This window comes from Paracoccus lichenicola, assembly GCF_009708075.1.
Classification (GTDB): Bacteria; Pseudomonadota; Alphaproteobacteria; order Rhodobacterales; family Rhodobacteraceae; genus Paracoccus; species Paracoccus lichenicola.
Map to the genome: position 1 here is coordinate 135,259 of NZ_WMBT01000007.1, position 24,700 is coordinate 159,958.

The 24,700-nt window shown below is 60.9% G+C and carries 16 protein-coding genes and 6 pseudogenes; 17 read left to right on the forward strand and 5 right to left on the reverse strand.

Annotated features, from left to right (window positions below):
* Positions 1 to 62: 62 nt before the first annotated feature.
* Complete coding sequence (locus GIY56_RS12590; protein WP_154765193.1) at positions 63 to 323, forward strand: hypothetical protein; 261 nt, start codon at positions 63 to 65, stop codon at positions 321 to 323.
* A 171-nt stretch (positions 324 to 494) separates the two neighbouring features.
* Here GIY56_RS12590 and GIY56_RS12595 read toward each other — a convergent pair.
* Positions 495 to 755 (reverse strand): annotated as a pseudogene (locus tag GIY56_RS12595) (IS3 family transposase); the annotation flags it as partial.
* A gap of 16 nt (positions 756 to 771) precedes the next feature.
* Positions 772 to 1,201, reverse strand: a pseudogene (locus tag GIY56_RS18555) (IS30 family transposase); the annotation flags it as partial.
* Here GIY56_RS18555 and tnpB point away from each other — a divergent pair.
* Positions 1,200 to 1,494: pseudogene (tnpB, locus tag GIY56_RS12600) on the forward strand (IS66 family insertion sequence element accessory protein TnpB). The pseudogenes GIY56_RS18555 and tnpB overlap by 2 nt on opposite strands.
* A gap of 205 nt (positions 1,495 to 1,699) precedes the next feature.
* Here tnpB and GIY56_RS12605 read toward each other — a convergent pair.
* Positions 1,700 to 2,913 (reverse strand): annotated as a pseudogene (locus GIY56_RS12605) (IS3 family transposase).
* 396 nt (positions 2,914 to 3,309) lie between these two features.
* Between GIY56_RS12605 and GIY56_RS12610 the strand changes: the two are divergent.
* Both GIY56_RS12610 and GIY56_RS12615 read left to right on the forward strand, forming a co-directional pair.
* Entirely contained in the window at positions 3,310 to 5,850 is a 2,541-nt protein-coding gene (locus GIY56_RS12610; protein WP_154765194.1) for a calcium-binding protein, read from the forward strand.
* Positions 5,851 to 5,958: 108 nt separating this feature from the next.
* A pseudogene (locus tag GIY56_RS12615) lies at positions 5,959 to 6,263 on the forward strand (IS481 family transposase); the annotation flags it as partial.
* 41 nt (positions 6,264 to 6,304) lie between these two features.
* Here GIY56_RS12615 and GIY56_RS12620 read toward each other — a convergent pair.
* Positions 6,305 to 7,007: pseudogene (locus GIY56_RS12620) on the reverse strand (IS256 family transposase); the annotation flags it as partial.
* A gap of 228 nt (positions 7,008 to 7,235) precedes the next feature.
* Between GIY56_RS12620 and GIY56_RS12625 the strand changes: the two are divergent.
* Positions 7,236 to 7,484 carry a hypothetical protein gene (locus GIY56_RS12625; RefSeq protein WP_154765195.1) on the forward strand — a complete coding sequence of 83 codons (249 nt, stop codon included), beginning with the start codon at positions 7,236 to 7,238 and terminating at the stop codon, positions 7,482 to 7,484.
* A gap of 394 nt (positions 7,485 to 7,878) precedes the next feature.
* On the opposite strand, the gene GIY56_RS12630 is transcribed toward GIY56_RS12625, so the two are convergent.
* A complete protein-coding gene (locus GIY56_RS12630) occupies positions 7,879 to 9,072 on the reverse strand; it encodes a calcium-binding protein (protein WP_154765196.1) in 1,194 nt (397 codons plus the stop codon).
* Between the two features lie 204 nt (positions 9,073 to 9,276).
* Here GIY56_RS12630 and GIY56_RS12635 point away from each other — a divergent pair, with 204 nt between their 5' ends.
* The 12 genes from GIY56_RS12635 (at position 9,277) to GIY56_RS12690 (ending at position 24,684) form a co-directional block, all read left to right on the forward strand.
* A complete protein-coding gene (locus tag GIY56_RS12635) occupies positions 9,277 to 10,119 on the forward strand; it encodes a calcium-binding protein (RefSeq protein WP_154765197.1) in 843 nt (280 codons plus the stop codon).
* A 159-nt stretch (positions 10,120 to 10,278) separates the two neighbouring features.
* Complete coding sequence (locus tag GIY56_RS12640; RefSeq protein WP_154765198.1) at positions 10,279 to 12,174, forward strand: hypothetical protein; 1,896 nt, start codon at positions 10,279 to 10,281, stop codon at positions 12,172 to 12,174.
* Positions 12,171 to 13,412, forward strand: a complete 1,242-nt coding sequence (locus tag GIY56_RS12645; RefSeq protein ID WP_154765199.1) for a glycosyltransferase family 4 protein — start codon at positions 12,171 to 12,173, stop codon at positions 13,410 to 13,412. Before GIY56_RS12640 ends, GIY56_RS12645 begins: the two co-directional genes overlap by 4 nt.
* On the forward strand, positions 13,409 to 15,556 hold the full coding sequence (locus tag GIY56_RS12650; protein ID WP_154765200.1) for a hypothetical protein: 2,148 nt from the start codon (positions 13,409 to 13,411) through the stop codon (positions 15,554 to 15,556). Before GIY56_RS12645 ends, GIY56_RS12650 begins: the two co-directional genes overlap by 4 nt.
* Positions 15,556 to 16,836, forward strand: a complete 1,281-nt coding sequence (locus GIY56_RS12655) for a glycosyltransferase family 4 protein (protein WP_154765201.1) — start codon at positions 15,556 to 15,558, stop codon at positions 16,834 to 16,836. The genes GIY56_RS12650 and GIY56_RS12655 overlap by 1 nt, the downstream gene beginning before the upstream one ends.
* The gene (locus GIY56_RS12660) at positions 16,721 to 18,550 is read left to right on the forward strand and encodes a type I secretion system permease/ATPase (RefSeq protein WP_230312485.1); all 1,830 of its coding nucleotides are present in this window, start codon (positions 16,721 to 16,723) and stop codon (positions 18,548 to 18,550) included. The genes GIY56_RS12655 and GIY56_RS12660 overlap by 116 nt, the downstream gene beginning before the upstream one ends.
* Positions 18,547 to 19,836: an HlyD family type I secretion periplasmic adaptor subunit gene (locus tag GIY56_RS12665; protein ID WP_154765203.1), complete on the forward strand. Its 1,290-nt coding sequence runs from the start codon at positions 18,547 to 18,549 to the stop codon at positions 19,834 to 19,836. Before GIY56_RS12660 ends, GIY56_RS12665 begins: the two co-directional genes overlap by 4 nt.
* A gap of 51 nt (positions 19,837 to 19,887) precedes the next feature.
* Positions 19,888 to 20,694: a CatB-related O-acetyltransferase gene (locus tag GIY56_RS18885; RefSeq protein WP_154765204.1), complete on the forward strand. Its 807-nt coding sequence runs from the start codon at positions 19,888 to 19,890 to the stop codon at positions 20,692 to 20,694.
* Positions 20,695 to 21,880: 1,186 nt separating this feature from the next.
* Entirely contained in the window at positions 21,881 to 22,510 is a 630-nt protein-coding gene (locus GIY56_RS12675; protein ID WP_154765205.1) for a hypothetical protein, read from the forward strand.
* 1 nt (position 22,511) lies between these two features.
* The gene (locus GIY56_RS12680) at positions 22,512 to 23,720 is read left to right on the forward strand and encodes a glycosyltransferase (RefSeq protein ID WP_154765206.1); all 1,209 of its coding nucleotides are present in this window, start codon (positions 22,512 to 22,514) and stop codon (positions 23,718 to 23,720) included.
* Positions 23,721 to 24,045: 325 nt separating this feature from the next.
* On the forward strand, positions 24,046 to 24,231 hold the full coding sequence (locus tag GIY56_RS18565; RefSeq protein WP_328288539.1) for a hypothetical protein: 186 nt from the start codon (positions 24,046 to 24,048) through the stop codon (positions 24,229 to 24,231).
* A gap of 171 nt (positions 24,232 to 24,402) precedes the next feature.
* Complete coding sequence (locus GIY56_RS12690) at positions 24,403 to 24,684, forward strand: hypothetical protein (RefSeq protein ID WP_154765207.1); 282 nt, start codon at positions 24,403 to 24,405, stop codon at positions 24,682 to 24,684.
* Positions 24,685 to 24,700: the final 16 nt, after the last annotated feature.

Here is a 24,700-nt window from a genome sequence, read left to right on the forward strand (position 1 = left end):
TTCACCCCTTACGTGCATTCTTCTTGCGGGTAATACATGTAGATGATTCCAGAGGATACGCGATGCAACGAACGATGAACGCCAGGACGCTGAACGACTATCTAATTTCAGCTCATACTGCTGTTATGCTTTGCCGAGCTCATGCAGACAATTTTTCCTTGTCACCCGCAGATATTGCAGATGCACAATTGCGGATCGAGCTGCATATTGCAGACCTTGAAACCCTCTGCAGTGATATCCAAGAAAAGAATGTCATCTCCCCGAAAGCCAAAAACGTCATTCAAATTGCCCCGGCCCGAGAGGCGGAACTCAACCAGTCTTGATCTTGGGTGTCACACGTCTTGTGCGGCTGCTCTTAACCTCTCTTCGTCGGTCACCCGGAATGGTTAGGTTGTCGCGCTCCTTAAGCAAGGTCGCGATATGCCAGCATCGTGGTGTTGATGATCCAAATTGCCGAATGAACTACTGCCGGTTTTGTGGACAGCAGGTTTAGTCAGCATGGCGCGTGCCTCGAACTCCATTGAGCTGAGGTAGCCTAGTTTCAAATGTCGCCGCTGCGGGTTGTAGTAGCGCTCAATGTAGTCGAAGATATCGGCACTGGCGTTATTTCTGGTGCGATACACTTTGCGGGCGGTCCGTTCGGTCTTCAGCGTTAAGAAGAAGCTTCCCATTGCCGAATTGTCCCAGACATTGTCGGCCCTGCTCATTGAACATGTGATCCCATTGTTCGCCAGCAGGCGCTGAAGCTGCTCACTCTTCTATTGGGCGGGTTCAACCGGTTGTCACAACACCCTCGATCATATCCCGCTCGAGAAACTGGTCGAGAACTCCGCAGGCGTGTGCCAACCCAGAGTTTTACGAGGCCTGGCATTCAGAACATGCCCCACAGCGTTGAGTTCATCGGCACAATGCTTGCTGAGATCTGTGCTTTTGAAGATACTGGCGCAGCAAGCCGTTGGTGTTTTCATTGCTTTTGCGCTGTCAGGGACCTTCAGGATCGCAGAGATTGATCTCGAGCCATGTCGATCCGGAGTTGTGCATGTTGGGCAATCTCCGCGCCTTGATTCCATGTCAAGGATCGGCGCAGATGCGCCGGGACTTCCATGATCGTGCCAGTGACGGCGTCACGAAGGGCCTCCGCAACATGCCTCGCCAAGGCCGGGCCATTCTTGACAGATGCGATTCTCTCATGGCCGTCCATGCGCAAGGGCATCGGAGGTTTGGCGGCACTGGCGCAGGATCAGTTGCGCCAGAAGAAGGCAGGCGGTGCTGTGTTTGCGTTCCGCGGTCGACGTGTAGGTCTGACAAAGGTCATCTGGTAGGATGGGTAAGGTGCCTGCTTGTTCATGAAGCGGCTGGAGAAGAACCGGTTCGTCTGGCCTGCAGCCAAGAAGGGCGAGATAGCTTTCTCGCCTGCGCAGCTATCGATGCTCCTGGAAGGGATCGACTGGTGGGCGCCGGGAAAGAACATGGCGGCCGCTGGCGGCAGGATAATCCGCAGGAGCTGCGAGCAAAGGATTCTTACAAAGGATCCAGCAGCATAAGCTGTCTGCATGCTGGATCAGGACGCAATGATTGCCCATTGCCTGTCGGTCCGAGTCACGCGGATCAAGGTTGCCTCCTGTTTGGCAACCTTCAATCACTGAGCAGACCCGTTGGGAAATCCTCAAACTGGTCTTGCCCCCGTTTCACCGGACACTCAGGCGGTTGCTGTTTGAGCTGCAATGAACTCGCGGGGCGAGCGCATCTTCAGCCCTGAGTGCGGGTGGTGGTCGTTGTAATCCTCGAACCAGCTTCCGATCAATCCAAGGACTGTCTGGGCATCCGGCAGCGGCGTCACCTGGACCTAGTCGCGCTTCAGCGTCTTCAAGAAGGCCTCGGAGATGCCGTTGCTCTGCGGACTGCGGATCGATGTGAAGCAGGGCTTCAGCCCGAGCTGGCGGGCGAAGATCTGCGTTTCCTTGGCAATATAAGCCGAGCCGTTGTCGGAAAGCATCTCCATGACCGAAGGTGCGCGACATGTGCCGAAGCGGCGTTCGACAGCTTCGAGCATGATGTCGCGGATGTCGGACCCGCTGATGCCGGCACTGACCACAGCCCTCCACGCGATGATCTCCCGATCGTGGGCATCGATGATGAACGCACCCCGGACGATGTCGCCGTTCCGAGCCGGGTGAACTCGAAGCCGTCGCTGCACCAGCGGAGGTTCGAGCGCATCACGATGACCTTGCCGTCGTGAACATGCTCCAGCCGCTCGGAGTATTTCCGCGCCAGCAGCAGGCTGTGTGCTTTCATGATCCTGTAGGTGCGCTTCTGGTTTACCGATGCCAGGCCTTGCGAGCGCAGTTGGCGGTTCAGGATCGCCGTGATCCTCCGGTAGCCACAGGTCGGCCGTGCCGCGACAAGCGCTGTGATCAGCGGCACCATCGCCGCGTGCTTCACGCCTTATGGTAGCGCCGCCGCGGCTTCGCTTTGCCTTGCAGCCGGTCGATCAGGTTGGAGCGGGAAACCCCTAACGTCTCGGCCACCGCCTTCACTGGAAACCGCCCTCTCTCGCGGCGATCGCGCGAGCAAGGTCGGTTTTTTTAAGCGTGACTTGTCCAAAGCTTCCCGCAGGATCTCGGCCTCGAGCGTCTTGCGGCCAAGCTGGCGCTCAAGTTCACGAATGCGGTTTTCCATCTCCCGGACCACGCGATTGCTGGTCACATCGTCGTCCTCGGTCACCGCGACGCTTCCTTCCTCAAGCATCAGACGCCGCCAACGATACAACAGGTTTGGCACTACGCCATTGCGGCGCGCCACGACCGAGATGCTGGCCTGGCCATCCAGTGTCTCCTCGACGATCCGCAGCTTCTCGGCGGCAGTCCAGCGGCGCCGGCGGCCGCCATCGGTGGTGATTTCGATTTCTGACATAAGCACGTGCTTAGGCTATGCCTAAGCCTCCATGGTTATGCCCAAGTGTCCCGTCGAAATGGGGGCCAGTTCACAAACGTCAACGCGCCCTCGTATCAAGGAAATTTTTGTCTATTGTTCCTGAAAGCTACACTTTCTTAATAATTCGCATTTAAGGACAAGTTGACTGGTCCAATAAACTTATCAATTTGCTCAACCTCTTAAAACCTTATCTCTCATCCGTGTGTGGATACTGTCATGGCGCAGGCTTAGGCCTGTCGCCATAAGACTACTTGAGAGTTAGAAAGGCGAGAACGCCGTTCGCTAAAGTTCTATACAATTCATGTTCGAGCTTTAAAGTAGTATTAGCAGTGTTGCGACCATCCTCTAGCCGTCATCAACAGGTGGGAGGTCGCCATGGGAGCTGTTCATCAAGGGCACTTTGGGGGCAATATTGTTTTGACCAATGATTCCGCCCAGACCGACTCACCGTTTCGCGAAATGCTTGAGGAAATCACGTTTACCAATCTGCGTTATCCTGGGGGCGGAATAACGGAAGGACAGACATGGGAAAACGACGGCCTATCCAAGATATTCGGGGCGCCCATGGAGGCTGGTTCGGACGGTTATCTCATGACTCTCCGAGAAGCCTTGCATCTGTGCGAAGATAACGGCAGCAGCATCTCGATCGTTATCCCCACCTTCCAGTTCTACAACTCGGCTGATCAAAGCTTCGACTCTGCCGGGTTCCAAAAATACATCGGCGAACTTGAAAAAGCGATCCTTGAAGTTCCTGATGTGACCATATCTGGATTTGAGATCGGGAACGAATATTGGGCGGAAATCACTGCGACAGACTACGGCATTATTGCAAACCATCAGATCCCTGTTCTTGACCGGTTGAGTGATCGATTGGCAAGCCAGTTGGGTGATGATTGGGATCGCCCCGATATCGGGCTTCAAGCAGGCACAGCGTGGCGTGCCAGTGGTGTTCGCGAAAGCAAACAGATTGCCGAACAGATTTCACCGGAAAACCGTGAATTGGTCGATATCATCCATCAGCACGCTTATCCTAACCCTCACAAGGACTTCGAACTTCAGAAAGATGGCGCGATCGAACCTGCCAATGTATTCGAGACGATTAACGGTTTTCGGACTGATCTGAAAATTTCGTTGTCAGAATTCAACGTCGGGATTCATGAGGGCGACGGTGAGGTCTATGGTGTAAACCAAGGCGCCATCTGGATCGAAGAGTTCGGTCGTTACGTGGATAGCGGTGTAGACTCTATGGATCACTGGGGCTTGGCCTACAAGTGGCTAACCACCAAATTCTATGACACCAAATTTCCGCCTGGAGAAAGCAATAATGGAGAGATCGCTGCAATCGCCACCCCCATGGGGCAGGTTTATGACTTGGCATCCTCTCACCTGATCGGCAAGTCCACGATGACCGATCAGGCGGCGATCGAAGGTTTCGAAATTCGTGGCCAGTTAGGAATTACCGGGTTCGAAGAGGCTGGGGAGCGGGTCGTCTTTCTCTCCAACATGTCGGGCAAGGACACCATGGTCGATCTTTCCACGCTTTCCGGCAAGGCCGTCTTTGCCCATCACATCGTGCCGGCAGACTCGCCGGAAAGCCCGTGGTACGACGAGTCCGCAGTTTCCCTGCCGACAGACGACAAGATCGTGGATGCGCGCGGCGACATGAAGGTGGTTTCCGGCAGCGCCCTCAATGACGAGTTTACGCTCGGCAACAACGAAATGCTTGTCGTCGTCATTGGAGATCCCGACAGGGACTATGTTATTGAGGGTGCGCATAATGCCACTGACCCAATCACAGGGCAGGTCGATGATCTAATCATCGGAGCTAATGGCAGGGATATTCTGCGTGGTCATGTCGGCGACGACACCTTGGAGGGCGGAAAGGGCAATGATGTCCTTCTCGGCGGTCGCGGTGATGATGCTCTCTCGGGTAGTGAAGGGCACGATGTTCTCTTTTCCGGTGACGGTGCTGACACTTTGTCTGGAGGGATGGGCAATGACGTGCTGGCCGTCGGAGGTGAGTCCTCAACCGACACCGTAACAGCGGCCACTGGAGGAGGCTCCGACTTGGTCGTAATGGATGGAAGCCGTGACGTGATCATCGAGGACTTTTCCGCAGATGACACACTTGGCTTTGGAGGACTGTTCGCCGATCGCGAAGCTCTTGAAGCTTCGCTGCATGTTGATGGAGATGATCTGTCGATCACCTTGCCAACGGGCAAGATCGTGTCCCTGACCGATGGTGCGCAGTATGCATCCGGGCTGGCAGATCAGATCTTCGACTTCACGCCGAGCTCCAAGGCGGCCGACCAGATCGACGGGATTTTCGAGGAATTGACGGCTGACCAGTACGACGAGATTGGGTCGTCTCTGGCAGAGATTGCCTGGGCTGATGGTCATGACGACACAGTCTGGCGCGACAGGGCAGAAATTTACGACGAACTGGGTCCGAACATTCCGGATGAAACGCCAGATCCTGACGACCCGACAGAGTCTCCGGACACCGACCCGGATGAAGATGAGGACCCAGAAGAACCAGGCGAGTACCCACCTGAGGAGCCAGAGGTGGATAATCCTGACGATGGTTGGGAAATCCCGGGCACGGATGAGGAACCGGTTCTTCCGCCTCCGGAGGAGGAAGAGGTAGAGAATCATGCCGGAGGAGCATGTTTTGTTGCAACGGCTGCCTACGGAGATCCCTTGCATCCAGATGTCGTCGCCTTGCGAGCTTTTCGCGACAACCATCTTGTTCGCTTCAGACTGGGCCGCCGATTCATACGCTTTTACTGGAAAATCGGCCCAAAACTCGCACGTGTCACGACGCCAACCAACTGCCTGGGACGAGCGGCACGATATTTGTTGTCCCAATTGGTCAAATTTGGAATGACATGCTCCTCGAAACGTGACTCGATCTGAAGTGTAGCTGTTTCATCGCAGGTGATCACATGGACCTTCGCCGGTCTGTCCTGTTCGTGGCAAGGTTGATCTTGAGCGAGGTTCGGGACGGGGTGGGAGCATGCTGATTTGCACAAGCAGGCCACCACGACACCGAAGGTGCGGGCTGCGATCCAGGCGAGCAGCGAACCGGTCTGGCTGGTGGCGGAGCGCTGCGGTATCTCCGAGCAGACCGTCTGGAAGTGGCGCAAGCGGAGCGACGTCCGAGACCGGAGCCACACGTCGTACCGGTTGCACACGAGGCTGACGCCTGCCCGGGAAGCCGATGCGGTGGCGCTGTGCAAGGTGCTTCTGCTGCCGCTCGAGGATCTGCTTGCCGTAGTGCGCGAGTTCCCAACCCAAGCGTCTCGCGCTCGGGTCGGGACTGTCTGAAGCTTCGTGAATCTGATCGGACCCATGCGGTTTTCAGATACGGTCAGGCGTCGAAGCGTCCTGCAAACATCATGGCCAGTTGATTGCGGGCGGCAACCCATTCCCGGACGGCGCGGCTGCGCTTCTCGAAGTTGCAGATGGCCAGGAAGATCAGCTTGGTGGCGGCCTCCTCTGTCGGAAAGAGCCCATGGTCTTGAGGGTTTTCCGCAGCACCCGGTTCAGCGACTCCACGGCGTTGGTGGTATAGATGATCTTCCGGATCGCGGCACTAAAGGCAAAGAACGGGATCACCTCCGCCCATGCCCGGCGCCATGCCGGGGCGATCGACAGATATTTGCCGCCCCATTTCTCCTCGAACGCGTCCAGCTGGCGGGCGGCCTTATCGGCTGTCGGGGCCTCGTAGATCGGGCGCAGGTCGGCTGCGACCGCCTTGCAATCCTTCCAGCTGCAGAAGTTCATCGAATGCCGGATCAGGTGAACGATGCAGGTCTGGACCGTGGTGTCTGGAAAGGCCGCGGTGATCGCCTCGGGGAAGCCTTCAGCCCGTCCACGACCGCGATCAGGATGTCCTGCACCCCGCGGTTGCGCAGCTCGTTCATCACCGACAGCCAGAACTTGGCGCCGTCGTTATCAGCGATCCAGAGGCCCAGAACCTCGCGTTCGCCGTCCCGGGTGACGCCGAGTGCGATGTAGACCGCCTTGTTCCGCACCATCCGGCTGTCAGCGTCGCGGATCTTTGTGCGCATCTATCCGGCGCAGGCCGCGGCGAATGCACGGAAGTTGCCTTACGCGACTTGGAACGCGTGGCTCCGATGAAGATCATTCCCCTCGACGACCACCTTGGATGGCGCCAGCAGCACCCACGAAATGACACCACATGCGTGGACACCAACTCAGCCAGCCTTCGCATACCCCATCGATTAACCTTCTCTTAACCTTGCTGTCTTACTGTTCATGAACAAACCGAGGGAATGATGAGCTACCGTTTAACGACCTATGAGGCCATACAGGATAACCTGTCAGCTGCTACAATCACCGTAATGCTTTGCCGTGCAAACCTGGAGCAAGTGGATCTTTCAGAGCAGGACAAAGCAGACATGCTGTGGCGGATCGAGTGCCAAATTTCTGAACTGGAGGGGATGCGCACCGAGTTAGCCCGGCTTGCCGGTTGCAGAAAAAATTTATCAACCAAAAGGAAATTTCACTTGCGACCCGTGGAGTGATCCTCTCCCGGCGGTTATCAGTCGGCCTGTCCTTGCCGGGCATCTCTTCGTATCTCGGGAGCGGTCGTGCGATCACGTTTCTTGATCCTGTGTTGGAGCCTGAGAACATTGTTGACCACACCAATGCTGTCAGCCTTGCAGATCCACGCCGGCATCTACCCAACGTTCGATTGGCAGGCGGGTGGACGATTGCCTGTGTCGCTGGCTCAGCTCGGCCTTGACGAAGCCAGCTGGACCAACGTGTTGAAAAGGCATCTGCCATGCAGGACCACGATAGCCTGGCGTCGCGGATCACTTTGACCTGGCAGTGGCCGTGCCGCAGCGGCGACCACCCAGAATGCAGGGCAGTCTTCATCGAACAGCCCACACGAGGAAAAGCTTCCGGAGCGGAAGCTTACCAGAAATCCACACGCGATTGCAGAAGCTCGCTCAGCGTCTCCGCGTCATGACCAAGGAAGATCATGCCGTAGCCGTTACCAAGATCGAGGAAAGTTGCGTCGCCCAGATCTTGCAACCGCTCTCCCAATGATGCTGGGTCAACGGGCTGGCCGTTGATGTTTTGCGTGATGATCAGGCGGTCCTCCTCCGAGAAGTCAGTGATGATGTCAACGCCGTGAGCACTCCGGAATTGGAACAGGTCCGCTCCACTTCCGCCGATCAGGAAGTCGTCGCCCGCACCGCCGTTCAGAACATCACTTCCCTCTCCGCCGTCGATCAGGTCGCTGCCCCGACCACCGTGGAGCGTGTCATTTCCTGCCTTGCCAAAGACCGAGTCGTCTCCACGGCCGAAGTCCTCGATGGCCGCAACGAAATCGTTTCCGCTGCCAAGATCGATGTTGTCGTCGCCCCCGCCAGCATCCACCCAGTCATTATCGACGCCGCCTTCAATGCTGTCATCACCGAACCCGCCATGGATCGTGTCATGTCCGGCGCCACCAGCCAGCAAGTCTTGGCCGTTCTCTCCGTCCAAACGATCGTTGCCGTCATTGCCAAGAAGTCGGTCGTCGTTGAGGCCGCCCGACAGCGTGTCGCGCCCTTCGCCACCAAAGAGAGTGTCACGCCCGTTGCCGCCGTCCAAAAGGTCATTTCCTGCGGCGCCGACAAGAATGTCGTTCCCATCCAGACCGTCGAGCGTGTCGTCGCCGGTGCCGCCATGGAACACATCCGATCCGAAAGAGCCGAGAAGCGTATCGTTTCCCGATCCGCCCGATAGCCAATCGCCAGAGGCGCGCTTTGCCTCGGACCAATCGGCATAGGAGAGACCGCCCCGGTCAGGATCACTTGTCCACCGCACATCCAGCAGATCATCGCCGGTGCCCCCAACAAGCAGATTTGAGCCTGCGCCACCGTGCATGGAATCATTGCCTGCACCGCCGACGAGGAGATCGCTGCCCGGGCCGCCCGAAAGCGTGTCGGAGCCACTTCCCCCGATCAGACTTTCTTTCATGGTTTCTACGAAGGCGCCCAAGACAGTGCTTTCGAAATGCGACTGATCGGTCGTCCCCTCCACCAGGTCAGGGCCGATTGACAGCAAGCGGGAAACGTTGCCGAACGAAATGCTGAATTCCTGATCCGAATATGTCGCCATGGGTGCTTTTCCAGTTTTGAAAGGGTCCGGATGCCTTCTGTCCGGAAAACCAGCCTGGGGTCAGGCTATCGGCCAATCGTAACGCGGCTGAATTCTCTTAGGCGACACAGGAATAAGCGCAATTTTATGTAATTATCTGTCGGCCATTAACAGGCTTTTGCGTAGGTTGGCCACATAAGGACAACAGCAAAGAAAGAGGTCACTATGGCCACAATACCAGGGGGCGCTTTCAGCGACTTCTTGTTCGGGACGTCGCTCTCGGACTTCATCGCAGCCGGCGCGGGGCATGATACCGTCATGTCTGGCTCGGGCGAGGACGTTGTTTATGGCGGCTCGGGCAATGATCTTCTGAATGGCGGTTCAGGCGATGATCGCCTGATGGGCGAGGAGGGGGACGACCAGCTCCTCGGGGGATCGGGGAACGACGCGCTTCATGGCGGAGACGGGGAGGATACCCTGTCCGGCGGCGCGGGCGACGATCTGATGGAAGGGGGCACGGAAGAGGATCTTCTGGTCGGCGGTGCCGGGGATGACACGCTGAACGGCGGGGCGGGCGACGATGCCTTGTCGGGGGAGGCCGGGGATGATTTGCTCTCTGGCGATACAGGCGATGATGCCCTCTCGGCTGGCGCAGGGGACGACACCCTTTCGGGCGATGCTGGGGATGACCAGCTGTTCGGCGGGGCCGGGGACGATCTTCTGCTTGGTGGCAACGGTGACGACCTCCTGCTCGGTGACGCTGGTCGCGACACGCTGGATGGCGGTGCGGGGGACGACAACCTTTATGGCGGCGCGGGGGATGACCTGTTCGTCTTCTCGGGCGGAGGGGATGTGGTCATGGATTTCACGGATGGCGATATCGTCCAGATTTCCTCGCGCCTTGACGGGGTCACGCTGGGCTCGGCCGAGGATGTCGCCGATTTCGCCGTGGACCTTGGCGATGCCGGTACGCTGATCGATTTCGGTCAGGGTGACAGCGTTCTGCTGCACGGTGCCGCTTATGACGATGTGACCTCAGACCCGGGACGCTTCTTTACCGTGGTCTGACAGGATGGTCCGGGCGCCGCGTTGCGCCCGGACCATGCCAGCCGATTTTCCCTTAACCCTGTGCAGGCACCAGGCGGCATGAACATCTCTCTTGATCGAAGGCTTTGTCTTCCAGCCCCGCACGTGCCCGCCCGAGTCGGAGAAGCAACAGCGGTTGCGATGGGCGCCTCGCTGAGCGCGATCTTCTTCGACCGTCCGGCGGGCCACCGCGAACGAATCCAGGCAGAACAGGACGGCCAACCGATCCCGCGCCCCTTCATCGCTGCCGAACTTGCTCTTCGGTCTGGCGGTGTGCGGCACGTCATGCTTGTTCCGCAGAGCATCGAAACCGTGCTGTCGCGCCGGCTCGTGCTGCGCCTCGGCAAGGTGCCGGTGGCGGAGATCGACCCCGACTGGCTCCAGTTGCCGCAGGAAGAGTTCCCGGCGCTGGTTGCGCAGTTGTCAGGTCAAGGTCTGCGCAAGTTGCTTCGGGTGATGCTGACCACGGGAGCATCTCTCTTTGCCGGAAGGGTGCAGACAGGCCTTGGCGATGTGATCCCCAACCTGATGGACATCTGTGGGATCGCGGCGCTCAAGCCTGTTGCTGGAACCCAGATTGCCGGGCGGATGCTTCTCACCTACTCCGCTCCGGGCGTCACCGGCCTGCGCGACCGAACCGAAGCGATCGCCCTTCTGGAGGGACGCCTGATCCACTTCAAGGGTATCGACTGCCTTGTCGAAGGCGAACTGCTGCACGTGCTGCTCCCTCCCGGTCTTCGTCCGGCGCAAATCGTCCTCGCTCCCGACGCACCGCTGCGCCTGGCCAAAGCAGACGCTTCGCTGCGGCAGTTGTCGGCTCGGGCGTGGACCCAAGCACGCGGCAAGGCTTGCCGGGATTGGCTGTTCGCCTGCGGGGGAAGCGGCGCAGCGGCCAGCCTTGAGGGCGAATGTTCCACCGGGCTGATCAAACCAGGGATCACGATCCGGCATCTTTCGCTGGCACCTGCCGGAATGCTTTATGCAATGATTTTAGATGATCCCGGGCGCGTGGTCCGCAAGGTGCTTCTCGAATGGCGGGGGCAACATCTCGAACTGACCTTGTCGCATGGGGTGGACGGAACGGCGAGACTGACCGGCCTTGCCGCTTTGCCGGGCGAGGTTGCGGGGGGCGAGCCATGCCGGATCCGTGTTCTGGACCGCTCGGGCCGGCTGGACATTCTGGCCGAAGCGCCGGTTGCGGCCTATGACGGCAGCATTCCCGACGGCTTCGAGGATGCATGGACGCTGGGTGTGGATGCCCTTCGACCGCTTGCGCGTGCCCGTTCCGGAGTTCACCGCGCTGCGCCGCCTTCCATCACACAGTATTTCGGGCCGACACAGAGATGCGGCTTCAGGATTCTCACATCAATCGGCAGCTCCGCCGACCTGATCCGTGCCCGCGCCGCCATGATCCTGGCCGAGGGTCATGGCACTCCGGTCGAAATTGTCTGCACTATGGCCGAAGGCCCGTTGGCCTTGGGCGCACGTCAGGCGCTGGCCCAGGCCGCTGCGATCCATGGTATCCCGCATCGGCTGGTGCTGCTGCCTGGCGCCACGACCGCGGGTGAGCGCCTTCGCGCCGCACTGGTCGATGCAGGGGACGCCCCCGCCCTGGTGCTTGGTGCCGATGTTCTGCCCGAGAACACGGGCTGGCTGGCATTCTGGGTGCGGCGCCTGCGCAGGCAGGGCGCCCTTGCTCCGGTGCTGCTGGCAAGCGATGGTTCGATCGCCGCCACGCGCGAGGGCGAAGACCCTTGGCAGGGATTGCCGGCTGCCCATCTGCCTGCCTCAACGCGCGTTACCGACAGGCCGCTCGCAAATTGCCTGGCCCTTGGTCGTGCGGGCATCGCGCAGCTTCTTCATGCCGACGCGCCCCATCCCGATCCCGCAGTCTGGATCGCCTCGGCGTTACGGGGCAGTGCCCGCGCCGAGACGCGCTTTCCGTTCCGCCGCTTTGGCCCTGCCCCTACGCAAGGCGCCTTTGCTGCCGCCCTTGCCGACACCGAATTCGCCATGATCGAAAAGAATTGCGAATGACCCTTCAAATCCTGCAAATCGCCCATGACCACCCCGCTTATACAAGCGGCGGGACCGAGATCTTCGCCCATGACCTGACGTCGGCGCTTGATGCGACCGAAAGGGTCAGCGCAAGGTTTCTTGCCGCGACGACCTCGCTTCAACGGCCTGACGACGCACCGGGCGCTTTGGGAATGGAGGGGGGTGATCACCTGTTACGTACCGGGCGCTACGATCGGTTCTCCATGTTGCGTCAGGATGGCACGGACTGGATCGCATCGCTGGGGCGGCTTCTGGGCAGCTTTCGCCCGGACGTGGTGCATCTGCATGGGCTGGACCGGATCGGGGCCGAGGTTCTGGCGGTCCTTCGCCGCCTTGCCCCGCAGGCGCGCATCGTGCTGACGCTGCATGACTATCAAATCCTGTGTCCCAATGATGGCCTCATGCTGACCGTGCCGGAGGGGGCACGCTGCGACAAGGCCGGACAGGATCGCTGCCGACGCTGCTATCCTGCGACGCCCGCGGCGGCGCATCTGCTGCGCAAGGCACATCTGACGGCGCTTCTGTCGCTGGTCGACAGGTTCGTCGCGCCCTCGCGCTTTCTGGCCGAGCGATTTGTCGAATGGGGCGTCGAGGCCAAGCGCATGACGGTCCTGCCCAATCAGGTTCCCAGGATGGTCCAGGCCGAACGGGTTCCCCGCGCCCGGCCTGACCGCTTTGCCTTCTTCGGCAACATCGCCCCGCACAAGGGCGTGCTGCCGCTTCTTGCCGCGACTCGCCTTGCGGGCAAGAAGGTGACGCTGGATCTTCACGGCGGGCTTGGCCATGCCGGGGACGCGTTTCGGCACAGCTTTGCCAAGGCCCTTGCGGCGGCCCCCAATGCCACACACCACGGTTCCTATGCGCGCGAGGACCTGCCCGCGCTGATGAGCCGTGCCGATTGGGTGGTCATGCCCTCAATCTGGTGGGAGAACGCCCCCCTCGTGCTGCTGGAAGCACGGGCGGCCGGTCTGCCCGTGATCTGTTCAGGGATCGGCGGCATGGCCGAGATGGTGGAACACGGACTGACCGGCGTTCACGTTTCCCCTGGCGATCCCCGGGCCTTGGCCGAAGCGATGCGCATGGCGGCAGACGATCCGACCGGTCATGCGTGCATGGCCGCGGCTCAGCGCAGCCGGCAGGACGATGATGCATATCGCGGCTTTGTCGAGGCCCATCTGGATATCTATCGCAACCTTCTGGGGAGGGTTTCCGCATGAGCCCGGCCGACGGAGGCTTTTTCGGACTTGCCGGGGATGTTGCGCTGACACCGGACCTGGCCATCATCCTGCCGGGGGGGCGAACGCTTCTGGCGCTGTCGCAGCTGAGGGATGCCTTGCCCCGTCGCGGCTTTTGCAACGACGCACCCTGGCAGGCGCTCTGCTGGCCGGTCCAGGACGGGCGCGCCGGGCTTGCGCTTGTCGAGGCGCCCCTTGTCGCGGCCGGGTGGCTTCGCGGCCCCGCCGGGGAAGAACTGGAGATCGCGCCGCCGCGCAACATCGACGTTGCTCCTGCGCCGCTCGCCGAATTCGTCAGGCGCATTGGGCTGAGCCGCCGCCAGGTATCGGATTTTCTGATCGACACGCTGATCGGACCCAGAGACGGCAGGACGCAGCCCGGCCATCGCGATTTCGTGGCCAGCTTCCTGTCGCTCGCCTGCGAAACCGACGGTTTTGTCGAAATCCTTGCCTGCCCTGACACAGGGGGGCTTTTCGCGCAAGGCTGGGCACTGTCCCTTGCTGCCGGACGCCACAGTCTGGGGCGTTTGACGGCAAGGCTGGAGTTTCACGACTCCGACGTCGCCGTGTTCGCGCGGCAGGATATTCCGGCGCCAGGCATGGGGTTCTGCCTGTTCAGCCTTGGCTGCCGCGGGGCCGATCTGGATGCACTCGATTGCCTGTTCTATGAACAGGACGGCACGCTCAAGCGGCTTGAGATCGTGCGCGGGACCGTTCTGAAGCTGCGCGGGGAAGCAGCGGCGGACCACGTCCGCCAGATGCTGCCGCGGCTGGCTGGTGACGGAAAGGTCATGGGGATCCACCGGCGCATCTGCCGGCCCCGCTATGGGGGAATCGACACGCTGTCCTTGACGCCGTTGCCGGTGGCCGCCGCCTTTGACACGGTGTTCGAGGCGCCCTCTGGCGGGCTTCTGGCGACGGGTTGGCTGCTGGATCCGCTGCGCCGCGTCGGACGGGTGATCGTCAAAAGCACGGCCGGTCTTTACGCGCCGCTTCATGATCGCTGGAACCCGCTCCCGCGTCCCGACCTGAATGACGGCTTTGCGAATGACCCGCGCTTCGCCCGGTTGCTGGATGCGGCCGACAGCATGCACGGCTTCATGGCCTTTGCCCCGGGCAAGCCCCGGCAGGGCGACGAGGAATTCTATCTGGAGCTTGTCCTGGACGACGGCACCTGCCTGTTCCGCCCGCTGACGATCACGCGGCTGGATGGCCGCGACCTGCTGCCGCAAATCCTTGCTGCGATGCCTCTGCACGATCCGGCACTTGACCTGATCGTCAAGAACACACTGGCACCTTTTCTTGCGGCCTTGCCCGCACGGCCGAAGAACTCCCGTGCCGCACAAAGGCCGCTCGAACTGTCGGCCGATGCGGGAGAGATCACCGCAGTGATCCCGCTGACCCGCATGGACCACCTTCAACCGATGATGGCCTTGCTGGCGGGAACCTCCGAGGCAGACCGCCTTGACCTGGTGATCGTGATGGCACGGGCCGAGGCAGGGCGCGCTGCTACGCGCCTGAAGGATCTGTTCGCCTTTTACGGCATCCGGGGACGCTTGCTGCTGGTTGCTGACCAGACCAGCCTTTGCGACCGGATCGAGGCGGGCCTGTCCTTGGCCGCGGGGGCTCGCGTCCTGATCTGGTCGCCCTTGGCGCTTCCCGCAACGCCCGGCTGGCTTGGCCTGCTGGAGGCCGAGCTTGCCGGGCTCGGCACGCCTGGCTTGATCTCGCCGACGCTGGTCTATGAGGACGGTTCGATCTTTTATGGCGGGGATGGCGCCGCTGACGGCGGCAATCCGATGCTGGGATATCCCCGGGGCTGGCTGACCCAGGGCGCGCCATGCCCCATGCCCGCCGGCGCGGCGCAGCTTGCGCTGATCGACCGCGAGGCCATGGCAGAGGCAGGGGGCTTTGCCGGAGCTCTTTATTCGGACGCGTTGCTCCATCGCGACCTTGCCCGCCGCCTGCACGCGGCAGGCTTCGGAACTTGGTCGTCGCGCAATGTCGATTTCTGGACGCTCGAAGATCCGCAAGGCAGCCCGGATGCGAAAACTCATCTTCTGGAAACGGTTGATTCAGCATTGCTGGTCCATACTGCGGCAATCGAGGCCGGAGAACGATTTTGATGAAAGCGCTTGTGTTGAGCCATGCCCATCCCGCCTTTTCCATTGGTGGCGCGCAGGTCGCATCCTATAACCTGTTCCAGGGCATGAAGCAGCAGCAGGGGTGGAATGCCCATTACATGGCGGGTGTCGGTCCCCTTGTGGCGCGCCACGCTGCGACGCCGCTGATGTCGCTGGGCCAAGCCCCGGACGAGACGCTGTTCTGGACCAACGACTACGACTGGTTTCATTTGGGCTTGAACGACACGAACGCCATCATCAAGCATTTCGAACGTTTCCTGTCCGACCTGCGGCCCGCTGTCGTGAACTTCCACCATGTCATGGGGTTCGGAATCCAGGCGATCCGGGCCACGCGCCGCGCTTTGGGCGATGTGCCGATCGTCTATACCCTGCACGAATACCTGCCGATCTGTGCCCATCACGGGCAGATGATCAAGGCAAAGAGCGCTGCCCTGTGCGTGAAGGCCTCGGCGTCGGATTGCGGCATGTGCTTCCCCGAGATCGGGGCCGCGAACATGCTGCGGCGCGAGTTGTTCATCAAGTCCTTCTTCGCCGAAGTGGACGCCTTTGTCTCGCCTTCGCGGTTTCTGTTGAAGCGCTTCCAGGATTGGGGCCTGCCACGCGAAAAGCTGGTGATGATCGAGAACGGGCTGGAGGGCGGTCCTGTCGCACCGGTGCGTGCCCTGCCGGCGGGCGGGCGGCGCAACCGCTTTGCCTATTTCGGACAGCTGAACCCGTTCAAGGGCATCAAGGTGCTGGTCGAGGCTGTCGCGCGCATCCCGGAAAAGACCTGGGGGGACGGTATCCTGTATATCTTCGGCGGCAACCTGGAACACCAGCCCGAGGATTTCCAGGCCCAGGTAAAGGAACTGTTCCGCCTTTCCGGCCGTCGCCTGCGGTTCATGGGCTCCTATAAAAGTGCCGACTTGCCGCATTTGATGCGCGAGGTGGACTGGACCATCGTGCCGTCAACCTGGTGGGAAAACGCACCGGTCGTCATCCAGGAGGCGTTTCATCATCGCCGCCCGATCATCGCCTCCGACATCGGCGGAATGGCTGAAAAGGTGCGCGATGGCATCGACGGGCTGCATTTCCGCGTCTCCAACCCCGAGAGTCTGGCCGAGACGATGACGCGCGCGATGGAGCCGGCTGTCTGGAACCGCCTGTATGGAGGCATCCGGCCCCCGACCACGGCAAACGAGGCCGCCCGCCTGCACGCTGCTCTGTTCGAGAAGATCCTGGCCCGCAGGTCCAACCCAGCCTTGGCGGTGGATCATGTCTAACGGCAGGCCAGTTCGAGGTCCTTGGCAGGCAGCGCTGATCGATCTTGCCAAGGGTGTGGCGGCGGCAGGCTTTGTCGGCTTTTTTGTCAATCTTCTTTACCTGTCCTTGCCGCTTTATCAGTCGCAGATCTTCGACCGGGTCATCTCATCGGGCAATTTCGATACGCTGGTGGCCTTGACGCTGATCGTGGCGTTCCTGTTCACCTTCCAGTTCACGCTGGATTTCCTGCGCTCACGGCTGCTTCTTGTCATCGCGGCACGGATGTCGACCGTGCTTGGCCGCCCTGTTTTCGAGGCCGCTGTCGAAACCGCGCTGAAATCCGGCACGACAACGGCCGCCACGGCGATGCGGGATCTGAACGGGCTTCGCGGCTTTGTTGCAGGCGGCGCGATCACCTTGCCGATGGACATGGCCTTCACACCGATCCTGCTGGTCGTGCTGTCATTGCTGCATCCGCTTTACGGAACTGTCGGACTTTGCGGCGCCAGTCTCTTGACGCTGATTGCCGTTGCGACCGAGATGCTGGCGCGGCGTCCGGCAGCACAGGCCGTGCAGACAAATGTCCTGCTTCAGGCGGAAACCGCCAATGCCATCCGCAATTCCGAAGTGATTGCAGCCATGGGGATGCTGCCTGACCTGTCGCAACGCTGGCAGCGCGGACAGGCCATGTCGCTCGATAGTATCGAGGCGGGGGGAACGACGGCAAAGTTCCTTGCTGCGCTTGCGCGCGGGTCGCGGATCGGTCTTCAGATCGCGGTGATCTGCACCGGAGCCACGCTGGTCATCCGGCAGGAGGCAAGCCCGGGAACCATCCTGGCTGCGGCAGTGATCACCTCGCGCATGCTGGCGCCGTTCGAGCATCTGATCGACGGCTGGCGGCAATGGGTCAACGCCCTTGCCATCGCCCGGCGGTTGCGCGAGCTCTTGCAAGCCGGGGGGCGGACCCGTTCGGCGGTTAAGGTGCCGGTGGGGCGGGCCGAAGTCCTGGTGGACCGGCTCAGCTATGTCCCTCCGGGGCAGGACGCCCCGCTGCTGCGAAACATCAGCTTCTCGATCGCTCCCGGAGAAATGGTGGGCGTGATCGGCCCGTCCGGCGCCGGAAAATCGACGCTGGCGCGCCTGGTGGTCGGATTGTGGGCGCCGACGACAGGGGGGATTTTCCTGGATGGGCAATCCGCCTTCCTGCACGAGCGGGCCAGCTTCGGCGAGGCGGTCGGCTACCTTCCCCAAGAACCGCTTCTGCTTGACGGAACAGTTCGGGAGAATATCGCCAGGTTCCGCAATGCACCCATTGACGATGTGGTCGCCGCCGCGCGTCAGGCGGGGGTCCATGACATGATCGGCCGTTTGCCCAGAGGGTATGAAACGCTGCTGGCCGATGGCGGGGCACGCCTGTCTGGCGGACAGCGGCAGCGCATTGCCTTGGCGCGCGCGGTCTTTGGGACGCCAAAGCTGCTTGTGCTGGATGAACCGAACTCCTCGCTGGATGCCGATGGCGAGGCGGCCCTGATCGAGGCGGTGGAACGCGCCCGCGCAGCCGGCGCCGCGGTGCTGGTGGTGGCGCAGCGCATGTCGATCCTGAACAAGGCCGACCGCCTTCTGCTGCTGCGCGAGGGCGCGGTGGCGCAATACGGCAACAAGGCCGAGGTGCTGGCGACGCTGGGTCCCCGGCGGCGCGACGCCACAACCGCAGCAGAGGCGCGCATATCATGACTGTGATGACCGATGACGAGGGTCTTCCTGCCTATCGGCCCGTCTTCCTCACGGCATTGGCGATGATCCTGTTTCTGGTCTGTACCGTGGGTGGATGGGCAAGCTATGCGCGGCTCGACGGCGCCGTGGTCACACAGGGGGTTGTTCTTGCGGAAAGCAGACGCAAGACGGTCGAGAACCTGGAGGGCGGCATCCTGTCCAGCCTTTTGGTGGCGCCGGGAGACCGCGTCCGGGCGGGCCAGCCGGTCGCGCAGCTTGACACCACCCAGGATCGAGAACGCTTGGCACAGATGGAATCCGAACGCCTGGCGCTTGTCTTCGACATCTGGCGGCTGGACGCCGAGGCACAGGGGCGTCCGCTCGACCCTGCCCAAGCGCCCGAGTCCGATCCGGCGCGGATCGCCGCGCAGACAAGCCTTTACGAGGCACGCCGGGCTCTGCATCAGGGACAGATCGTGTCAATGATACGTCAGGCGGATCATCTTTCGGCCCAAGCCCGCGCCAATCGCGCCCAAGCCCGCGCCTCCGAACGTCAGATCGAAAGCTGGAAGCAGGAACTGGCCAATACCGAAGCCTTGGTCGAACGCGGGGCTGCAACCCGCCAGAAGGTTCGCGAGATCGAACGGAACCTGTCGATCCTAGAAGGCGAGCGCGATGAATATGCTGCCTTGGCCGAGGCGAACGAGCGGGATGGCGCGCGCGTCGCAGCCGATATTTCCACCTTGCGTCAGCAGCGCGTGGCCGAGGCTGCGGAACTGCTGGCCCAGTCCCGCCGCGCCCTTCCGGCCCTCCAGGCGCAGATGCGGGCGAGCAAGGATATTCTTGATCGTCGGACGCTGCGTGCGCCGCAGGATGGGCTCGTGGTCGATATTCCGACCGTAACGCCCGGCGCGGTGATCGGATCCGGCGTCATTGTGATGGAAATCGTGCCCGATACCGACGCCCTGGTCATCCAGGCGCGGCTTCCGCCTGAGTCCATCGACACGGTCCATGTCGGCCGCACGGCGCGGGTCAGGTTGACCGCCTATCGGCGCGCAGTCGCCCCCACCATCGACGGCAAGGTGACCTATGTGTCCGCAGACCTGCTGGAGGAACCCCGTGACGGCAGCCGCTATTTCGAAGCCCGCATTGTGCTGGATGCCGCCGAACTGAAAGACAATCCGGATATCGCGCTGACCGCGGGGATGCCCGTCGAGGTGGCAATCCAGACCGGAGAACGGCGGGCAGGGGACTATCTGCTGGAACCGATCCTGCGGCATCTGCGCAAAGCGATGCGCGATGAGTGAATATCTTAACCATTTCGCGCGACAATGGCTGACGGCAACAGGGAGGAAAGAATGAGCGAAGGTCATTTCACGCTGAAGAATGCGGATTTTCCAGCACTTGAGCGAGCGGGTTTGCGCATTCCGGGTCTTCTTCACACAGGCAGGCTTGCCGCCGGGTCGCGGATCGAAGGCCCGACCTCGATCATCTGCTCGGTTTCGCAAGGCGCGTTTATCGATATTGGCGCATTTTGCAACCTGAGCGGCGGAACGATCAACAATGTCCGCTTCGGGCGCTACTGCTCGATCGCATCCGGTGTGGTCATCGGGATGCACGAGCATCCAACCGATTGGCTGACAACCTCGCGCACAGCGTATTTCCCGCAGGTGAATGGCTGGCGCGAACTGGTTGCCTCCCATCGCATCGACGAGATCCGACAAGGCCAGCGCCCCTTCAGGGACAGCTGCCCGATCACCGAAATCGGCCATGACGTCTGGATCGGGCAGGGTGCTTTCATCAAGTCGGGCGTGACGATCGGGACAGGGTCGATCATTGGCGCAAGGGCGATCGTGCTGCGTGATGTGCCGCCTTATTCCATTGTTGTCGGAACGCCGGGGCGGGTCATGCGCTTGCGCTTCCCCGAGGCGACGGTCGCGCGTCTGCTGGCTCTGCAATGGTGGCGCTATTCGATCTTTGATCTGTTCTCGGCTCCGCTTGATGACATCAATGCAGCATTGGATCGGATCGAGGCCATGATCAACGCAGGGCAGCTCGTGCCCTATGAAGGGCCCGTCGTCACGGCAGGGGACCTGCGCGATCTGCAAGGCCTGGCCGCTGATCTCGCGGCCCGCTTCACTCCGCCGGTGGCACAAGCCAGCTGACTGGAAACCTGACAAGGGTGCGTTCTGGCCCTGTCTTTCAGTCACCGTCCAGAGGGATGCGGACAAGATAAAGCCATGAATTCCGATCAACGGGTTCAACGTTCGCTGTAGAACTGTCGAGGTCCAGCAAGGACGGGTTGGCCGCCGCCGCATCCGTGTCGCAATCGCGAGGCCAGAGCAAGGAAACGTCAAGCAGCAGGCGCAGACTGCTCGAGTGGATCAGGTCGGGGGACGTCGTTCACCAGATACCTAGGCGCATCACGCCATCTGGGGCGCGCAGGGTTGCCGGGGCTACTGCCAGATGGACGTCCTCTTCAGACAGCTGCACGATCGATGATATCGTGCTTGCGATGCCGGAGATGGGGACACAGGCATGCCGCGACGGCTTGGAAGGGGTGTCCCCGTAGATTCTGCGGAAGCAATGCCGAACGTCTCGCTATTCCAAGCCCGCCAGTCCCGAGCGGTGGCGCCTGTCGGACGACGGATTAGGCAGGCGCCACGGCGCTGAGGCGGTGCGTCCTCGGTAAAGATGACGGCGTGAAGAAATTTTGTGCGATGAATGATGGTGCTGGAGTTGGAATGCCCTTGGTGGCGGCTCTGCGTGGGTGGATAGGGGACCGGCGACGTCGCGACAGGCGAGGCGCCTGCGGAAGCGTGACGGAATAAGGCAATGCGGAAAACTCGACGATGCTGTTCCACCAGCGGGACGCGTGGGCACTGGCGACATTAGCCGGGCCTTGCATGGCCATGACACTCTCCATGCGCGAGTGCCGCCAGCCTGCCGGACGGTTCGATACAGGAGGAGGCGATCCAGGTTCGGTCATCGAAGGCGGAAGGTGCATCGTCATGGCACCTTCATGGACGATCCGGCAGTTGCGGCGCATTGTGTCAATAGGTTGTCCCGCGGCCGGGTCGAGTCCGCCCAGTTCCTGCCAGAAGATTGATCCCACTCCTGTCGCGCCAAGCCCGGGCGGCGCTGTCGGGAGCGTCCCATCGGCGGCATTGATCGGTTGCCCTGTCCAAACTGGTTGAAAAGTGCCAACAATGACCGATTTAGCGGTCGCCGAAAATGGCGAGAGGCAAAGCAGGAAGAAGGCGCATCCCGAATCTTTGGAATGGCGTAAACCCGATCTTAAAGATCTGCTTTTATCACATTGCCAAGCCGCATTGTCGCAGGGTTGGCCAGATGAATAACCAGACACCTCTCTCCCAAGTCTCCAAAGAGCCCCGGCTTCATGGCGTGATCGACATTCTGCGCACTGATCGCGTGGCAGGTTGGGTAATTGATCGGACTGATGCTGCCCGGTGCGCCAGTGTCGATGTGCGCCGCGAGGGCCGGTTGATCGGAACCGTGACAGCCAACCGGCCGCGCAAGGACCTAGAGCGTCAGGCCGTCGGCACTGGCTCCTACGGCTTCGCATTCACCTTCGATCCACCGCTGGAGGAGGGAATGGAGTTTACGGTCGTGGTCACAGCCCGCTCGCATGACGGAGTCGAGTTGCCTCTTCAGCCGGCGGCAGGCGCGGCAAAAGCAGTCACGGCCGAGAAGAAAGTGCTTGGCCGCATTCTGTCCGAACTGGTGGCGTTGCGGGCCGAGGTCGACAATCTGCGACTGGAGGAAGCATCAGCCGAGAAGGCGCGCGCATGTTTTCAGGAACGCCTGGAACTTGTCCAACTTCGTCTCGAAAGCAGCATTCCGGCCAAGGATCTGCCGCAGCGCAGTTCGCCCGGATGGCTTGTTGGGATCGGGGTGGCAGGCGCCATCCTGGCTACCGGATCGCTGATCGCCGGGCTTTATTCGCTGTGGGCCGCGTAGCGTGGCGGGCGCGCCGAGCATCCTGATCATCCACGACCATTTTCCCGGCCAGTTCGGGGCCCTTGCACTTCATCTTGCTGCGAATGGCTGGGACGTGACATTTGCGACACGCACGATGCCCGTCATCAATCCCGGATATCGTGTTGTTTCCTTCACCCCGCACCGCGGCCCGTCCAGCAAGACGCATCCTTATGCGCAGCCGATGGACCGCGCGGTGTTGACGGGACAGGCCTTTGCCCGCACGGGCATTGCGCTCCGGAACGAAGGTTACAGGCCGCATGTGATCGTTTGCCATTCAGGCTGGGGAGCAGGGCTTTTTGCAAAGGATATTTTCCCGGAAGCCAGGTTGGTCTCGTATGCGGAGTGGTGGTACAATTCGCCTGGGGCGGATATCGCGTTTCTGGCAGGATCCTATCCAGACGTGATCGATTCAGGGCCAGACGCGCGAATGATGGAGCGTGCGCGCAATGCGCACCTGGCACTCGACCTGTCCTCTGCCGATGCGTGTCTATGTCCGACACATTTTCAAGCGGCGCAGTTTCCTGCCTCTATCAAGCGTGACCTGATTGTGGGTCATGACGGAATTGATACCAGCTTCTTCTCGCCGGGGCCGCCCGAGGATCCAACGCTGGGTGGCCGCGTTCCTGATGACGCGCGGGTCGTGACCTTCGCAACGCGCGGCATGGAGCCGCATCGCGGCTTTCCGGAATTCATGAAAGCTGTCCCATCAATCATTGCGGCGGATCGTCGCATTCATGTCGTCATCGCCGGGCAGAACAAAGTCGTTTATGGACCTCGTTCCATACGCGTGCGCGACTGGAAGGCAGAAGCTCTTTCGACGTTGAACTTGGATCCAGCGCGCGTTGTCTTTACGGGAGCGCTGCGGGTGAACGAGTATCGCAATCTCCTGCGCCGCTCCGATGCGCATGTCTATCTGACCGTTCCGTTTGTTTTGTCTTGGTCGATGTTGGAGGCGATGAGCGCTGCAAGGCGGCTCGTGCTGTCAGATACCTCGCCGGTTCGGGAATTTGCCGGAACCGGCCAAGCGATACTTTCCGCGATTTCCCCTCCGTCCATCGCTGATGCGGTGCTAGAGGCACTGGACGACGTTTCCGACAGATCCCAAAGAGCGCGTGATCTTATCAAGGATAGAATTCCGCTTCATGACTGCTTGTCTTTCCGGCAGGAGGTGCTTTCACAATTCTTGTGACCTTGATCGGGCTGTAAGTCTATCCATGCATCCACGGAGATGCTGTGAGTGGAATAAACACGTAGCAGTGACAGGCGAGTAGGATACATCGGTTCACATGTCCCCAAGGCTATTCGCGCGGCGGATTTCGTGCCAGTTGCCTTTGAGAATTTTTTGCCGGCTGCCGCGATGCCGTGCGCTTCGGCCCGCTGGTTCAAGGCGATCTTCCGAACCGAAGTAAAATCAAGGCTGCCTTGACTGAATACGGGCCGATAGCGGTGTTGCATTTCGCCGCCTTATCGCTTGTGCCTCGATGAGGAACCCCGGTCCTTATTGGCGCTTGAACGTGAACGGCGCGCTGAACCTCCTTCAGGGAACGGTGGCGGCAGACATCCGCAATCTTGTCTTCTCGTCCATGTGCGCGACCTATGGTGACCAAGATGGGGTGATCCTGGATGAGGCCACCCTGCGGCGTCCAATCAATGCCTTCGGACGATCAGAAGCTCTCCTTTTAGATGGAAATCGCCTGTAGAGGCAGACAAGCGCGGTCAATCTGCGGCTAGTCCGACCTTGGCGAGAACTCCTCTTCCGAGAAAAAGCTAGGCATCGTACCTGTATCTGCGGCAACGACCATGATCCCCTCGCCTGTTAACCCATCCTTAACCCTGTTCCCGTATGCAAATTGGGCATAAGGAGGACGCGCATGAGCTACCGTATCGCGACCTACGGCGCCCTGCAGGCCAATCTCTCGGCGGCGAATACGTCTGTGATGCTATGCCGGGCTAGTATCGGCCGGTTGCCCCTGACAAGCGCAGAGCGCGACGAGACCATCGAGCGGATCAGCAAGCAGATTCGTGAGCTGGAGGCGATGCTCCTGGAGTTAAGCGGGCCTGGTAGAAAGAAGGGTACCCCGTTCATCAGGACGCGCCGCCGGAAATCGCCTGCGCCGCGCCGCACTGGTGCCCTGTCCGACGGTGTGCCTTAACGGCGTAATCCAGGAG